Source organism: Cupriavidus sp. HPC(L) (assembly GCF_000307735.3).
Classification (GTDB): Bacteria; Pseudomonadota; Gammaproteobacteria; order Burkholderiales; family Burkholderiaceae; genus Cupriavidus.
In genome coordinates this window covers 24727-38211 of record NZ_AMPR02000146.1, presented here as the reverse complement: position 1 = coordinate 38211, position 13485 = coordinate 24727, and the positions used below count along the sequence as shown (strand labels likewise).

Here is a 13485-nt window from a genome sequence, read left to right as displayed (position 1 = left end):
CGAGCCGGCGACGGCCAGCCGCCGGCCTTGAGACGTCCGCGCCTTCAGTCCTGGGCGCCGGCGCCCGCCGCCGCCATCGCCATCGCCATCGCCTCCAGGCACTGCGCGGGCCCGCCCTGCACCAACTGCACCGAGCAGGCCAGCATCAGGTTCTTGCCGAGCCCGAAGTCCTCGACATGAAAGCCGCGCGCGTCGAGCGGCCTGCCTTCCGCGTCATGACCCGCCGTGGCGCGCTCGACGATGGTGCCGCGATCGCCGGTATAGGCCCACACCGGCTTGCCCAGCGCGACCGCGAAGCCCACCTCGAAGGCCGTGCCGGAATCCGGCTCTCCCGGCCCGCGAAAGTCGTCCAGATTGGCCATCACCAGGTCGGCGCGGCGGATCAGCGCGGCATTGGCCTGGTAGATCCAGCGCGCCGCGGCCTCGCCGGCCAGGCCGGCCGGCAGCTGGTGGTCCAGCGGAAACAGGCCGGTAAAGCCGTGCTGCGCGCACAGTGCCTTCAGCGCCTGGCCATGGGCCATCGCATCGGGACGAAACACGTCGGGGCCGGCGAGGTAGACGGTGGGCATGGTGTTCGGATTCCAGATTGGCGAGGTGAAAAAACATCGTCGTTCCCGCGAACGCGGGGACCCAGTGGCGCTTGAAGACGCTGGGTTCCCGCCTTCGCGGGAACGACATCGCGGCCGTGCCCAGCGACCGCCGGCACGGACAAGACGCCGTCCGGCAGGATACACTCTGCTGTCTTTTCCCCGCCTTGCCCTCAACAAGAAGCTGACATCATGCCCGCCATCGACCTGATCCAGATCGGCCCGCTCGCGCCGCACCTGAACGCCACGCTGCAGCAACAACACGGCGCGGCCGCGCTGTGGGAGCAGGACGACTGGCCCGCCTGGCTGCGCGAGCACGGCGCACAGGCACGCGTGGTCGTGACCTCGGCGCGGCACGGCTGCAGCGCCGCGGTCATCGACGCCCTGCCGCAACTGGCGGCGATCGTCAGCTTCGGCGTCGGCTACGACAGCATCGCGCTCGATGCGGCCCGCGCGCGCGGCATCCAGGTCAGCAACACGCCCGACGTGCTCAACGACTGCGTCGCCGACCTCGCCTTCGGCCTGATGATCGATGCCGCCCGTGGCATCTCGCACGGCGACCGCTTCGTGCGCGCCGGCCGCTGGCATCAGGGGCCGTTTCCGCTGACCAGCCGCGTGTCGGGCAAGCGCCTGGGCATCCTTGGTCTGGGCCGCATCGGCGAGAAGGTCGCGCGGCGCGCGCAGGGCTTCGACATGGAAGTCGCCTACAACAACCGGCGTCCGCGCGAGGGCGCGCCGTGGCGTCATGAGCCGGACCTGCTGGCACTGGCCGCGTGGGCGGACTTCCTGGTCGTGACCTGCGTCGGCGGCCCGGAAACCGAAGGGCTGGTGTCGCGCCAGGTCATCGAGGCGCTCGGGCCGAAGGGCGTGCTGGTCAATGTCGCGCGCGGCAGCGTGATCGACGAGGACGCGATGGTCGAAGCGCTGCGCGATGGCCGCCTCGGCGCCGCCGGGCTCGACGTGTTCCGCGACGAGCCGCGCGTGCCGCCCGTGCTGACCGAACTGGACAACGTCGTGCTGGCCCCGCATATGGCCAGCGGCACGGTCGAGACGCGCGGCGCGATGCAGGCGCTGATGCTCGACAATCTGCGCGCCTTCCTCGATACCGGCAAGGTGCTGACGCCCATCGTGTAAGTCTCCCCGGCGAGCCTGCCCCATCCCATGCCGCGGCGCGGCGTTCCTCGCGAACGTCGCGCCGCGCGATTTCCGTTACCACGCCCTGCCCTCGTGACAGCCATGCCACGGCATTTTCTCTACCTGTTCGTCTTCATCGCGCTGTACGCCTGTTTCGACCTGGTGTTCGACTACAACGAGGCCGAAGGGCTCCAGCACGTCATCATCGATGCCATCGGCACCTCGATCACGCTGGCCGGCGTGTTCGTGCTGGCGCGCGAGCGGCTGCGCACCGATCAGGAGATCCGCCAGCTGCGCGCCTCGCTGGGCGAGGCCGAGCGGACGCTCGCGCAACGCGACGCGGCCGCGCATCAGGCAGGCCTGCAGATGCGGCATGCGATCAGCAGCCAGTTCGACCGCTGGAACCTGACCACCAGCGAGCGCGAGGTCGCCTACCTGTTGATCAAGGGGCTGTCGCTGGAAGAGATCGCCGGCGTGCGCGACAGCAAGCCCAAGACCGTGCGCCAGCACGCGACCAACATCTACGCCAAGGCCGGCCTGCGCGGCCGGCACGAACTGGCGGCCTACTTCCTCGAAGACCTGCTGGTGCCCGAAGTGCCCTGAGCGGGTATCGCCGATATTGCCGTTCGCGGAGATTGCCGGTATCGGCTGCACTGCGTCCGGGTGCATTGACGCGTCGTTATATACCGCCGTATATTGCGCTCGATGTGACTCGGGTGTCCCCCAGCGGCGCCCCTTCGCTGCGGCACGGCGCCTCTGATGGCGCCGCCCGTTCCCCGACCCAATCCGTCAACCCGGACAAGCTGCCATGCGTGCTAGCCGTTCTCCCGCCCTCGCCACCGCGCCGGTCCGCCCGCGCTCGCGCCTGTCCGGCGCTATCGCCGCGGCGGCGCTTGCCACGCTGGCGTTGCTGCCAGCCGGGCCGGCGGCGGCCGCCGAACTGGTGGTCTCGGCCGCGGCCAGCCTGACCAATGCCTTCCGCGCGGTCGCGATCACCTATGAGCAGGCGCATCCGGGTACGAAGCTGGTCCTCAACTTCGGCGCGTCCGACGTGCTGATGCAGCAGATCGTCCAGGGCGCGCCGGCCGACGTGTTCGCCTCGGCCGACCAGCAGGCGATGGACAAGGCGCAGGCCGAACACATGATCGTGCCGGGCTCGCGCCGCGATTTCGCCGCCAATGCGCTGGTGATGATCGAGCCGGCCGACAGCGCGCTGAAGCTCGGCGCGCCGCGCGACCTGTTGCGCGACGACGTGCGGCGCGTCGCCTACGGCAATCCGGCCTCGGTGCCGGTCGGCCGCTACACCCGCGACGCGCTGGAGGATGCGCGGCTGTGGCAGGCCGTCTCGGCCAAGGGCGTGCCGGCGCAGAACGTCCGGCAGGCGCTCGACTATGTCGCGCGCGGCGAAGTCGATGCGGGCTTCGTCTTCGCCACCGACGCGGCCGCGATGCCGTCGAGGGTCCGCATCGTCGCGCAGGTGCCGACGCGCACCGCGGTCACCTATCCGATCGCCGTGACCGCCCGCTCCCGCCAGAAGGACGAGGCGGCCCGCTTCGTCGACTTCGTGCTGTCCGCCGAAGGCCAGGCGCTGCTGGCGCGCCACGGCTTCCGGACGCGCTGAACGCCCGCCGTCCTTCGATGACACCGATGGAATCGGTCTGGGTCCCGCTGGCGCTGTCGCTGAAGGTGGCCGGCTGGGCCACCGCGATCAATGCGGTGCTCGGCGTTGCCGCCGCGGTGGCGCTGTCGCGCTGGCGCTCGCCGCTGCGCGATCTGGTCGACGCGGTGCTGACGCTGCCGCTGGTGTTGCCGCCGACCGTGCTCGGTTACTACCTGCTGGTGCTGGTCGGACGCCGCGGCGTGTTCGGCGAATGGCTGTCGTCGCTGGGCATCGAGCTGGTCTTCACCTGGCAGGGCGCGGTGCTTGCCGCGACCATCGTCGCCTTTCCGCTGGTGCTCAAGTCCGCCCGCGCGGCGATCGAGGGCGTCGATCCGCAGCTCGAGCATGCCGCGCGCGTGCTCGGCGTCAGCGAGGCCGGCATCGTGTTTCGCGTGACGCTGCCGCTGGCGGTGCGCGGCATCGCCGCCGGCGTGCTGCTGGCCTTCGCTCGCGCGCTGGGCGAGTTCGGCGCGACGCTGATGGTCGCGGGCAACCTGCCCGGCCGCACGCAGACGCTGTCGGTGGCAATCTACGAGGCGGTGCAGGCCGGCGACGACAATACCGCCAACCTGCTGGTGCTGGTCACCTCGCTGACCTGCGTGCTGCTGCTGGTGATCGCCGGCCGCCTGGTGCCGAGCACGCGGCAGCCGGTGCGCTGAATCGCCGAATGGACGACGCCATGCCAGTCCCGCTGCCTGCGACCCCGGCTGTCAATCCTTCTGCGAGCCCGCCTGTCGCCGGATCCAACGCCATGACGCTGCAGGTCCAGGTCAGCAAGCGGCTCGATACCGCCGACCGGCATTTCGCGCTGGATATCGGCTTTTCGTCCGCCAGCCGCCGCATCGCGCTGTTCGGCCCGTCGGGCGCCGGCAAGACGCTGACGCTGCGCGCGATCGCCGGGCTGCTGCGGCCCGACCACGGACGCATCGTGCTCGGCAAGCGCACGCTGTTCGACGAAGCGGCGGGAATCGACGTGCGGCCGCAGCAGCGGCGCGTCGCCTATCTGTTCCAGGACTATGCGCTGTTCCCGCACCTGACCGTCGCGCAGAACGTGGCCTTCGGGCTGGCGCGCGGCTGGCGCAATCCGCCGCGCGGCAAGAGCCACGACGATGCCGAGCGCTGGCTCGACGCCTTCGGCCTGCAGGAGGTTCGCGGGCACTATCCGGCCGAGATTTCCGGGGGCCAGAAGCAGCGCGTGGCGCTGGCCCGGGCGCTGGCGACCCGGCCCGATATCGTGCTGCTCGACGAACCGTTCTCCGCGCTCGATCCGGCGCTGCGCGCGCGCATGCGGGCCGAACTGCGCGCGCTGCAGAGCAGTCTGGAGGTGCCGATGCTGGTGATCTCGCACGATCCGGACGATGTCGCGGCGCTGGCGGACCATGTGATGGAGATCCGCGATGGGCGGATTCATGGGGGGAGGCGCGACGATAGCGAGCCGGGTCAAATCGGCGTGCCCCGCGCTTGACCACGCCGCGCGGTGTTCTCCCTCTCCCCCTCCCGGGGGAGAGGGTCGGGGAGAGGGGGTGGTTTCAGACCGCGACGGCATAACGTCCGCCCACTGCCCTCTCCCCCGCCCCTCTCCCGCAAGCGGGAGAGGGGAGCAAACCCGTGGACTTCAGGTGTTCTCCCTCTCCCCCTCACGGGGGAGAGGGTTGGGGCGAGGGGGTGGTTTCGAACCGCGACGGCACAACGTCGGCCCACTGCCCTCCCCGCGCCCCTCTCCCGCAAGCGGGAGAGGGAAGCAAGCCGTGGACTTCAGGTGTTCTCCCTCTCCTGCAAGCGGGAGAGGGGTGCAAACCCGTGGACCTCAGTCCATCGTCCCCAGGATCACGCTCGACGCCTTGAAGATCGCCAGCGCCGGCGCGCCCTCGGCCAGGCCCAGCTCGTCGAGCCCGGCATGCGTGACGATCGCCGCGATGGTGGCGCCGCCATCGAGCGCCAGCACGACCTCGGCATTGACGGCCCCCGGCACGATGCGCGCCACCGTGCCCGGCAGCTGATTGCGCGCGGACAGCCGCAGGCCGGGCGACGGCACGCCGATCATCACCGATGAGGCCTTGACCAGCGCGAACGCCTCGCTGCCCGGCGCCAGGCCCAGCGTCTCGACGCTCTCGTGCGTGACCGTGGCAACCACCTGCTGCCCGCCGGCCAGCGCCAGCGTGATCTCATCGTTTACCGCGCCGGTCCGCACCCGGGTCACGGTGCCGAATAGCCGGTTTCGTGCACTGGTCTTGATCATCAGTCGCCGGATCAGATGGATATCGTGTTGCAGCGCGTCGGCGGCCGTCGCGTCGAGCTGCTCGCTGACGCGGGACAGCTGCGCGACGAAGGCGCGGTGCTCGGTCTCGAGCGCGCGATAGGTGCGCACCAGCCCTTCGCCGCGCGGCGTCAGCATCGTGCCGCCGCCGCCCTTGCCGCCGGCGGCGCGCACCACCAGCGGCTCGCCGGCGCTGTTGTTCATCGCGTCGACCGCGTCCCACGCCGCCTTGTAGCTGAGCCCGACCGCCTTGGCGGCCGCCGTGATCGAACCGTGTTCGGCGATCGCGGCGAGCAGCGCGATGCGGTCCTTGCCGCCGAGGTCCTGGCTGCCGGCGCGAAACCAGATCGCGCCCTGAAGTTCGAGCATGAGGCATGGCGCCGCCACAGGGCGGCGTATCGGTATCGGAACGGCGCTATGTTACCGCGCCGGCCCGCTCGCCCAAGCCCTGCCGCGGCGGGCCGCCGGCAAGGTATGTCATCACGTGATACATTGACGGCTTTTTTGCGCGACGCTTTTTTTGCTGCGTCGCGGCACGCGCTGGCGCCTTCATGTTCTCCCGATCCTCTCCCCTCCTTGCCCTGGCCGGCGAAATCCGCTTGCGCTGGCGCGGCTGGCTGGCCGCCTTCGTCCCGATGCCGGTGGCGGCAAGCAGCCGCGAGCGGATCAAGAGCTGCCTCGGCGCGCTGTTCGCGCTGGCCTGCACCGAGTGGATCAGCCGGCATATGCTGGGCGGGCACAACCCCTGGTTCATCGCGCCGATGGGCGCCTCGGCGGTGCTGCTGTTCGCCGTGCCGTCGAGCCCGTTGGCGCAGCCTTGGTCGGTGATCGGCGGCAATCTGCTGGCGGCGTTGGTGGGCGTGACCTGCGCACGCTGGATTCCGGACCCGGGTCTGGCGGCGGCCGTCGCGGTCGCGGTGGCGATCGGCCTGATGTTCCATCTGCATTGCGTGCATCCGCCGGCCGGCGCGGTCGCCATCACCGCGGTGTTCGGCGGCCCGGCGGTCGCCAAGCTCGGCTATGCCTTCGTGCTGTTCCCGGTCGCGCTCAATTCGATGCTGATGCTGCTGATCGCGCTGTCGTTCAACAACCTGGCCGGGCGCCGCTATCCGCATCGGCCGCCGCCCCCGGTGCCGGGACATGGCACCAGCGATCCGCCTCCGGGCCAGCGCGTCGGCTTCACCCGGGCAGACCTTGACGAAGTGCTGGCGGCGCGCGGCGAATTCCTCGACGTCGACCGCGACGACCTCGAAGAGATCCTGGTCGCGGCCGAACTGCGCGCGTTCGGACGCCGCTTCGGCGACATCCGCTGCGGCGACATCATGTCGCGCGACGTGGTGGCGGTCCACGCCGACCAGCGCCTCAGCGAGGCCTGGACCCTGCTGACCCGCCACCGGCTGCAGGCGCTGCCGGTGGTATCGCCGCGCCAGCGCCGGCTGGTCGGCCTGGTCGCGCTGCCGGACCTGTTCTCCGGCGACCCCGCCAAGGGCCAACGCCGTCCCGATGGCCTGGTGCGCGACGCGATGCTGACCGAGCTGCCGACCGCGCGCCCCGACCAGCCCATCGTCGAGTTGGCGGGCGCGATGTCCGACGGCGGCTGGCACCTGATGCCGGTGGTCGACGAGCAACGGCGACTGCTCGGGCTGATCACGCAGTCGGACCTGCTGGCCGCGTTGTTGAAGCGGTGACGGGGCGATCGGCGGCTGTGTGCCGTCTCCCCGGCCCTCTCCCCGGCCCTCTCCCGCAGGCGGGAGAGGAGAACACCACGGGCAAGCTCCACACGTCGTCGCTCCAATCCGCGACGACGCGCTCCCCTCTGCTGCAAGCGGGAGAGGGAGAACACACCGGCAAGCGGACGCCACAGCGATTGCGAACGCGCTTGCGGCATCCCGCTCCCGTCTCCCGCTCCCGTCACCCGCTCGCGGGAGAGGGGCTGGGGCAGAGGGCAAACGGCGTGCCCCTCACCGATACGGCCCAATCCCGCCATCACGGCTCTGCCACCCAACACTGGCAAAATAGCGGCCCATGAATCGTCTCTGGTCGCACCTCCTCGGCTTGTTCGTCCTCGTGCTGGCAACCTGCGCGCTGCTGGCCACGCTCGCCGTGGTGGTCGCCGGCCGCCAGCTGCCACCGCTCGACGCCATCGCCGCGTTCCGCCATTCGGCCGGCTACGTGCCGCTGGACAGGATGCCGCCCGCGCTGACGCAGGCGGTGGTCGCCATCGAGGACGAACGCTTCTACGTGCATGACGGCATCGACTACGTCGGCGTGATCCGCGCGGGCCTGGCCAATCTGTCGGACGACCTGTCGCAGGGCGCGTCGACCATCACGATGCAGGTCGCGCGCAATTTCTTCCTGTCGCGTGAGAAGACCTATACCCGCAAGCTGTACGAGGCGCTGCTGGCCTACCGCATCGAGGGCGCGTTCAGCAAGGACGAGATCCTCGAGCTGTACATGAACAAGGTCTATCTCGGCGAAGGGGCGTACGGCTTCGCGCAGGCCGCGCGCACCTATTTCGGCAAGCCCCTGGCCGAGCTGACGCTGGCCGAGTCCGCGATGCTGGCCGGCCTGCCGAAGGCGCCGTCGGCCAACAACCCGGTCGTCAATCCCCGCCGCGCGCGCCAGCGGCAAGCCTATATCCTGCTGCGGATGCTGGAATTGGGCCGCATCGACCGGCACCAGTACGACGCCGCGCTGCTCGAACCGCTGCGGCTGCGTTAGCCCCCCATCGACAGGCCCCGTTCGGCCGGGCCATGTCAGTGCCGAACCGACTGCCCCGCCCCGCGTCTCCATGCTAGCCTGCTGGCAGCCGGGTTCCGCCTGCGCCGAACCCGCTCACCACGCCACGACGGCGGACTCTCGGGGAGGCAACGATGGATGGCATCTGGTCAGACATGCTGGGCGCGCTGCGGACGGAGTTCGCCGACATTCCCGACATCGAGGAAGCGACCCGGGTCGTGGTCCGGCTCGGCATGGCGATGCTGCTCGGCGCGATGATCGGCTACGAACGCGAAGCCGCCGGCAAGGCCGCCGGCTTGCGCACCCATATGCTGGTCGCGCTGGGCTCCGCGATGTTCGTGCTGGTGCCGCTGCAGGCCGGCGTGCCGCTGGCCGACATGAGCCGCGTACTGCAGGGCATCGCCTCGGGCATCGGCTTCCTCGGCGCCGGCGCCATCATCAAGCTCAATAGCGAGGAAAGCATCAAGGGCCTGACCACCGCCGCCAGCATCTGGATGGTGTCCGCCATCGGCGTCGCCGCCGGCATGGGGCGCGAAGCGACCGCGCTGCTCGCTACGATTTTTACGCTGGTGATTTTGGAGATTCTGCAGCGGATCAAGTAGTTCGTGCCTGCGCGCCGCCAAGACACACTACCATGCGGGCCATTGATCCACGACCAGGCGAGGAGCGCGCTATGGCTCGTTTCCACAACGGCATGCGTCCGGTTCATCCGGGCGAGATCCTGCGCGAGGAGTATCTGGTGCCGCTCGATCTATCGATCGCGGAACTGGCAAAGGAATTGCATGTCGGCACCGCGCAGATCGACGCGATCGTCCGCGGCGATGCCGGCGTGGCCAGCGAGATCGCTCTGGGTTTGGCGCGCTATTTTGGTGGGACGCCGAAACCTGGTTGAACCTTCAGCAGGCCTACGATCTCAAGACCGCCGAACAGCAGGTCGGCGACGCCATTCGCTCCGAAGTCGCGCCGCGCAAGGCCAAGGCGGCGTAGCGGCCTTGCGCTGGATTGGCTGAGCGCAATCCCGGTGCACCGCGCGGGGCAACGCCTTACAGCCGCTCCCGATGCCGCTCCAGTGCCGCGCGGACGATCGGCGCAACGGCATCCGCCTGGCCGTTGTCGACACCCTCGAGCAAGGCTCGGCGCATCGGTGGTGCCCAGAAGCGGCGCAGGTGGGTGGCGATGTCGGCCAGCGCCTCGTCGCGGTCGGGCATCGCGGCGAAGAAGGTTCCGATCTGGTTGGCCATCTTGACCAGGTTGTCGAGGTTCATGATCAGCAGCGTGGCGGCAGCAGCCGCGCGGAATGAGTGTAGACGACATGGCGGCCGGGGCGCACGAACCCGGCCAGCGTGACGCCGGCCTGTTCGGCCAGCCGGACCGCCATCGCGGTGGGTCCAGAGACGGCGGCCAGTATCCCGATGCCGGCGCTGGCGGCCTTGAGCACCATCTCGTAGCTGGCGCGGCTGGTGACCAGCGCCGCGCCGTCGGCGACCGGCTCGCCGCTGCGCGCCAGCGCGCCGATCAGCTTGTCGAGCGCGTTGTGGCGGCCGACGTCCTCGCGCACGAAGGCCACGGTGCCATCGGCGCGCAGCCAGCCGGCCGCGTGAGTCGCGCCGGTATGGCGCAGCAGCGCCTGGCGCTGCTGCAGCTCGGCAAAACCGGCATGCAGGCTCGCGCCATCGAAGCGCGCGGTGCTCGCGACCGGCGCCGGCATGCGCGCCACCTGCGACAGCGATTCGACGCCGCACAGCCCGCAGCCGGTGCGGCCCGTCATCGCGCGACGCCGCGTCTTCATCCGCGCGAAGGCATCGCCGGCAATGCGCAACTGCACCGCGACCCCTTGCTCGCCGGCCTGCGTGTCGATCTCGAACACGTCGCGCGCGTTCGCGACGATGCCTTCGGTCAGGCTGAAGCCGACGGCGAAATCTTCGAGATCGACCGGCGTGGCCAGCATCACCGCGTGCGAGATGCCGTTGTATTCGAGCGCCACGGGGACTTCTTCGGCGACATCGTCGAAGGCGAGCGCCATGTCGCCGCCCTCGCCTTCGCAGCGCGCGACCTCGACCGTGGCGTACGGCATCGGCAGATCGCCGTCGCGCTCGTATGGACAGGCCTCGTTTGGACCGGCCTCGTACCGATCGGCGCGGTACGGACCGGTCTCATCGCGCGCGACCGCGCCGCGCTCACAGACCAGCATGGCCCGCCTCCGCCTTCTCGTCCTCCGCCACCGCATTCGCCGCCCGCAACAGCCGCAACTGCTCGTCATGGAAGTCCCGATAGCGCCGCTGCCATTCGGACGGCTGCGCGACCGGCAGCACCTGCACCGCGGTGACCTTGTATTCGGGGCAGTTGGTGGCCCAGTCCGAGTTGTCGGTGGTGATCACGTTGGCGCCCGACTCGGGGAAGTGGAACGTCGTGTAGACCACGCCCGGCTGCATGCGCTCGCTGACCAGCGCGCGCAGCACCGTCTCGCCGGCGCGGCTGACGATGCCGACCCAGTCGCCGTCGGCGATGCCGCGCTCCTGCGCATCGTGCGGATGGATCTCGAGCCGGTCCTCGTCGTGCCAGCGCACGTTGTCGGTGCGCCGCGTCTGCGCGCCGACGTTGTACTGCGACAGGATGCGGCCGGTGGTCAGGATCAGCGGGAAGCGCCGGTTGACCTTTTCCTCGGTCGGCACGAACCGCGTGATGATGAACTTGCCCTTGCCGCGCACGAAGGTGTCGACGTGCATGATCGGCGTGCCGGACGGCGCCTGCGCATTGCACGGCCACTGGATGCTGCCGAGCTCGTCAAGCTTCGCGTAGCTGACGCCGGCGAACGTCGGCGTCAGCCGCGCGATCTCGTCCATGATCTCGGACGGATGACGATAGTCCATCGGATAGCCGAGCGCGTTCGACAGCAACATCGTGACCTCCCAGTCGGCATAGCCGGCCCTGGGCGGCATCACCTTGCGCACGCGCGAGATGCGGCGCTCCGCGTTGGTGAAGGTGCCGTCCTTCTCGAGGAAGGACGAGCCGGGCAGGAACACGTGCGCGTACTTGGCGGTCTCGTTCAGGAAGATGTCCTGCACCACGATGCATTCCATCGACGACAGCGCCTCGGCCACGTGCTGCGTGTTCGGATCGGACTGGACGATGTCCTCGCCCTGGCAGTACAGGCCCTTGAAGCTGCCGCCCAGCGCGGCCTCGAACATATTGGGAATGCGCAGGCCCGGCTCGGGGCTGATCTCGACGTTCCACGCCTGCTCGAACAGGCCGCGCGTGGTCGAATCGGAGACATGCCGGTAGCCCGGCAGCTCGTGCGGGAACGAGCCGATATCGCAGGACCCCTGCACATTGTTCTGCCCGCGCAGCGGATTGACGCCGACGCCCTCGCGGCCGATGTTGCCGGTCGCCATCGCCAGGTTGGCGATCGCCATCACCGCGGTCGAACCTTGCGCGTGCTCGGTGACGCCCAGCCCGTAGTAGATCGCGGCATTGCCGCCGGTCGCGTACAGGCGCGCGGCGCCGCGCAGCTGCTCGGCCGGCACGCCGGTGACCTCGGCCATCGCCTCGGGCGAGTTCTCGGGCCGCGCGACGAACTCGCGCCACAGCCCGAACGCCCTCGATTCGCAGCGCTCGGCGATGAAGTCCTCGGCCAGCAGCCCCTCGGTGACGATCACATGGGCCATCGCGGTCAGCACCGCGACATTGCTGCCGGGGCGCAGCTGCAGATGGTAGTCGGCACGCACGTGCGGCGACCGGACCAGATCGATGCGGCGCGGATCGATGACGATCAGGCGGGCGCCGGCGCGCAGCCGCTTCTTCAGCCGCGAGCCGAATACCGGATGGCCGTCGGTGGGATTGGCGCCGATCACCAGGATCACGTCCGAGCGCTCGACCGAACGGAAGGTCTGCGTGCCGGCCGACTCGCCCAGCGTCTGCTTCAGGCCGTAGCCGGTCGGCGAGTGGCAGACGCGCGCGCAGGTGTCGACGTTGTTGTTGCCGAAGGCCGCGCGCACCAGCTTCTGCACCAGATAGCCTTCCTCGTTGGTACAGCGCGACGACACGATGCCCCCGACCGCGTCGCGGCCATGCTTTTGCTGGATGCGGCGGAACTGCGCGGCGGCGTAGCCGATCGCCTCCTCCCACGACACCTCGCGCCACGGGTCCTGGATGCTGGCGCGGATCATCGGCTTCAGGATGCGGTCCTGGTGCGTGGCGTAGCCCCAGGCGAAGCGGCCCTTGACGCAGGCATGGCCCTCGTTGGCCTGGCCGTCCTTGTACGGCACCATGCGCACCACCTCGTTGCCCTTCATCTCGGCCTTGAAGGCGCAGCCGACGCCGCAGTAGGCACAGGTGGTCACCACGCTGTGCTCGGGCTGGCCCATGCGGATCAGCGAGGTCTCGGTCAGCGTCGCGGTCGGACACGCCTGCACGCAGGCGCCGCACGACACGCAGTCCGATTCCATGAAGGACTCGCCCTGCCCCGCCGTCACGCGCGATTCGAAGCCGCGCCCGCTGATCGTCAGCGCGAAGGTGCCCTGCGTTTCCTCGCAGGCGCGCACGCAGCGGTTGCAGACGATGCATTTTGACGGGTCGTACTCGAAGTACGGGTTCGACTGGTCCTTGACTGCATCGAGATGGCTGGCGCCATCGTCGCCGTAGCGGACCTCGCGCAGGCCGACCGCGCCGGCCATGTCCTGCAGTTCGCAGTTGCCGTTGGTCGGGCACGTCAGGCAATCGAGTGGATGGTCCGAGATATACAGTTCCATCACGCCGCGACGGATCTCGGCGAGCTTGCCGGTCTGCGTGCGCACCTTCATGCCCGGCTCGGCCGGCGTGGTGCACGACGCGGGATAGCCGCGCCGCCCCTCGATCTCGACCAGGCACAGCCGGCACGAGCCGAACGGCTCGAGGCTGTCGGTGGCGCACAGCTTGGGCACATGGACGCCGGCCTCGACCGCGGCGCGCATCACCGAGGTGCCGGCGGGCACGGTGACGGCGACGCCGTCGATTTCCAGCGTGACGGTTTGTTCGGCCTCGCGCCGCGGCGTGCCGTAATCGATATCGTGGTGGGGGTGCAAGGTCGAACTCCGCAGGGTCGTGTATGGAGCGAGGCTTTTTCCTGTCGC

The 13485-nt window shown here is 69.7% G+C and carries 14 protein-coding genes; 9 read left to right on the top strand and 5 right to left on the bottom strand.

The window, feature by feature from the left end; genetic code table 11:
• Positions 1–44 precede the first annotated feature (44 nt).
• Positions 45–569, bottom strand: coding sequence for a nucleoside 2-deoxyribosyltransferase (locus tag B551_RS10535; RefSeq protein ID WP_023264047.1), 525 nt, complete (start codon positions 567–569; stop codon positions 45–47).
• Between the two features lie 210 nt (positions 570–779).
• Here B551_RS10535 and B551_RS10530 point away from each other — a divergent pair, with 210 nt between their 5' ends.
• The 5 genes from B551_RS10530 to B551_RS10510 all read left to right on the top strand — a co-directional run bounded on the left by B551_RS10530 (position 780) and on the right by B551_RS10510 (position 4846).
• On the top strand, positions 780–1721 hold the full coding sequence (locus tag B551_RS10530) for a 2-hydroxyacid dehydrogenase (RefSeq protein WP_023264046.1): 942 nt from the start codon (positions 780–782) through the stop codon (positions 1719–1721).
• 102 nt (positions 1722–1823) lie between these two features.
• Positions 1824–2324 carry a helix-turn-helix transcriptional regulator gene (locus tag B551_RS10525; RefSeq protein ID WP_006579122.1) on the top strand — a complete coding sequence of 167 codons (501 nt, stop codon included), beginning with the start codon at positions 1824–1826 and terminating at the stop codon, positions 2322–2324.
• Positions 2325–2529: 205 nt separating this feature from the next.
• Positions 2530–3342, top strand: a complete 813-nt coding sequence (modA, locus tag B551_RS10520; protein ID WP_006579123.1) for a molybdate ABC transporter substrate-binding protein — start codon at positions 2530–2532, stop codon at positions 3340–3342.
• Positions 3343–3368: 26 nt separating this feature from the next.
• Positions 3369–4040, top strand: a complete 672-nt coding sequence (gene modB / locus B551_RS10515; RefSeq protein WP_006579124.1) for a molybdate ABC transporter permease subunit — start codon at positions 3369–3371, stop codon at positions 4038–4040.
• 92 nt (positions 4041–4132) lie between these two features.
• Positions 4133–4846 carry a sulfate/molybdate ABC transporter ATP-binding protein gene (locus tag B551_RS10510; protein WP_006579125.1) on the top strand — a complete coding sequence of 238 codons (714 nt, stop codon included), beginning with the start codon at positions 4133–4135 and terminating at the stop codon, positions 4844–4846.
• 342 nt (positions 4847–5188) lie between these two features.
• Here B551_RS10510 and B551_RS10505 read toward each other — a convergent pair whose 3' ends face one another.
• Positions 5189–6007, bottom strand: coding sequence for a TOBE domain-containing protein (locus B551_RS10505; RefSeq protein ID WP_023264045.1), 819 nt, complete (start codon positions 6005–6007; stop codon positions 5189–5191).
• Positions 6008–6189: 182 nt separating this feature from the next.
• Here B551_RS10505 and B551_RS10500 point away from each other — a divergent pair, with 182 nt between their 5' ends.
• The 4 genes from B551_RS10500 to B551_RS10485 all read left to right on the top strand — a co-directional run bounded on the left by B551_RS10500 (position 6190) and on the right by B551_RS10485 (position 9269).
• Positions 6190–7326: an HPP family protein gene (locus B551_RS10500; protein WP_043438709.1), complete on the top strand. Its 1137-nt coding sequence runs from the start codon at positions 6190–6192 to the stop codon at positions 7324–7326.
• Between the two features lie 337 nt (positions 7327–7663).
• Positions 7664–8359, top strand: coding sequence for a transglycosylase domain-containing protein (locus tag B551_RS10495; protein ID WP_006579194.1), 696 nt, complete (start codon positions 7664–7666; stop codon positions 8357–8359).
• Positions 8360–8511: 152 nt separating this feature from the next.
• The gene (locus B551_RS10490; RefSeq protein ID WP_023264044.1) at positions 8512–8979 is read left to right on the top strand and encodes an MgtC/SapB family protein; all 468 of its coding nucleotides are present in this window, start codon (positions 8512–8514) and stop codon (positions 8977–8979) included.
• A 32-nt stretch (positions 8980–9011) separates the two neighbouring features.
• Positions 9012–9269: a HigA family addiction module antitoxin gene (locus B551_RS10485; protein ID WP_371259309.1), complete on the top strand. Its 258-nt coding sequence runs from the start codon at positions 9012–9014 to the stop codon at positions 9267–9269.
• A gap of 151 nt (positions 9270–9420) precedes the next feature.
• On the opposite strand, the gene B551_RS10480 is transcribed toward B551_RS10485, so the two are convergent.
• From B551_RS10480 to fdhF, 3 genes are all read right to left on the bottom strand, one after another.
• Positions 9421–9642, bottom strand: coding sequence for a formate dehydrogenase subunit delta (locus B551_RS10480; protein ID WP_006579197.1), 222 nt, complete (start codon positions 9640–9642; stop codon positions 9421–9423).
• Between the two features lie 2 nt (positions 9643–9644).
• Entirely contained in the window at positions 9645–10451 is an 807-nt protein-coding gene (fdhD, locus tag B551_RS10475; RefSeq protein ID WP_052511330.1) for a formate dehydrogenase accessory sulfurtransferase FdhD, read from the bottom strand.
• A gap of 103 nt (positions 10452–10554) precedes the next feature.
• The gene (gene fdhF / locus B551_RS10470; protein ID WP_023264042.1) at positions 10555–13437 is read right to left on the bottom strand and encodes a formate dehydrogenase subunit alpha; all 2883 of its coding nucleotides are present in this window, start codon (positions 13435–13437) and stop codon (positions 10555–10557) included.
• Positions 13438–13485: the final 48 nt, after the last annotated feature.

What these genes read in the sequence shown, in the direction of transcription:
- B551_RS10535 (WP_023264047.1), bottom strand. Translation starts at nt 569, where the DNA reads ATGCCCACCGTCTACCTCGCCGGCCCCGACGTGTTTCGTCCCGATGCG.
- B551_RS10530 (WP_023264046.1), top strand. Translation starts at nt 780, where the DNA reads ATGCCCGCCATCGACCTGATCCAGATCGGCCCGCTCGCGCCGCACCTG.
- B551_RS10525 (WP_006579122.1), top strand. Translation starts at nt 1,824, where the DNA reads ATGCCACGGCATTTTCTCTACCTGTTCGTCTTCATCGCGCTGTACGCC.
- modA (WP_006579123.1), top strand. Translation starts at nt 2,530, where the DNA reads ATGCGTGCTAGCCGTTCTCCCGCCCTCGCCACCGCGCCGGTCCGCCCG.
- modB (WP_006579124.1), top strand. Translation starts at nt 3,369, where the DNA reads ATGGAATCGGTCTGGGTCCCGCTGGCGCTGTCGCTGAAGGTGGCCGGC.
- B551_RS10510 (WP_006579125.1), top strand. Translation starts at nt 4,133, where the DNA reads ATGACGCTGCAGGTCCAGGTCAGCAAGCGGCTCGATACCGCCGACCGG.
- B551_RS10505 (WP_023264045.1), bottom strand. Translation starts at nt 6,007, where the DNA reads ATGCTCGAACTTCAGGGCGCGATCTGGTTTCGCGCCGGCAGCCAGGAC.
- B551_RS10500 (WP_043438709.1), top strand. Translation starts at nt 6,190, where the DNA reads ATGTTCTCCCGATCCTCTCCCCTCCTTGCCCTGGCCGGCGAAATCCGC.
- B551_RS10495 (WP_006579194.1), top strand. Translation starts at nt 7,664, where the DNA reads ATGAATCGTCTCTGGTCGCACCTCCTCGGCTTGTTCGTCCTCGTGCTG.
- B551_RS10490 (WP_023264044.1), top strand. Translation starts at nt 8,512, where the DNA reads ATGGATGGCATCTGGTCAGACATGCTGGGCGCGCTGCGGACGGAGTTC.
- B551_RS10485 (WP_371259309.1), top strand. Translation starts at nt 9,012, where the DNA reads ATGCGGGCCATTGATCCACGACCAGGCGAGGAGCGCGCTATGGCTCGT.
- B551_RS10480 (WP_006579197.1), bottom strand. Translation starts at nt 9,642, where the DNA reads ATGAACCTCGACAACCTGGTCAAGATGGCCAACCAGATCGGAACCTTC.
- fdhD (WP_052511330.1), bottom strand. Translation starts at nt 10,451, where the DNA reads ATGCCGTACGCCACGGTCGAGGTCGCGCGCTGCGAAGGCGAGGGCGGC.